Origin of the sequence: Sedimentibacter sp. B4 (assembly GCF_000309315.1) — a bacterium.
Taxonomy (GTDB): Bacteria; Bacillota; Clostridia; order Tissierellales; family Sedimentibacteraceae; genus Sedimentibacter; species Sedimentibacter saalensis.
Genome location: NZ_CANG01000328.1, coordinates 1 through 348, shown reverse-complemented (window position 1 = coordinate 348; position 348 = coordinate 1). Strand labels below are relative to the sequence as shown.

The 348-nt window shown below is 71.8% G+C and carries 1 protein-coding gene; it reads left to right on the top strand.

Going from position 1 to position 348, the window contains the following annotated elements; genetic code table 11:
• A partial coding sequence (locus BN358_RS23370; protein WP_157593386.1) for an alpha/beta hydrolase fold domain-containing protein occupies nucleotides 1-348 on the top strand: 348 nt, incomplete at both ends.

Sequence of the window (348 nt, the reverse complement as noted above, 5' to 3'; positions counted from 1 at the left end):
GCTGCGGTCGTGGGTATCGACTACGCGCTCTCCCCTGAGGCGAAGTTCCCGGTCGGGATCGAGCAGTGCGCCGCCCTCGCGCGGCACCTGCTCGATCACGGCGCCGACTACCACGTCGACGGCACCCGGCTGGCCTTCGCCGGTGACAGCGGCGGCGCCACCATGAGCCTGGCCACGACGCTGCTGCTGCGCGACCAGGCGGACGCCGGAGCGCCGGCGGTGCCCGTCTCCGCGCTCGCGCTGTACTACGGCCTGTACGGTCTGCGCGATTCGATGTCGCGCCGGCTGCTCGGCGGGCCGTGGGACGGCCTCACCGAGGACGACCTCGCTTACTACCTGGACTGTCAA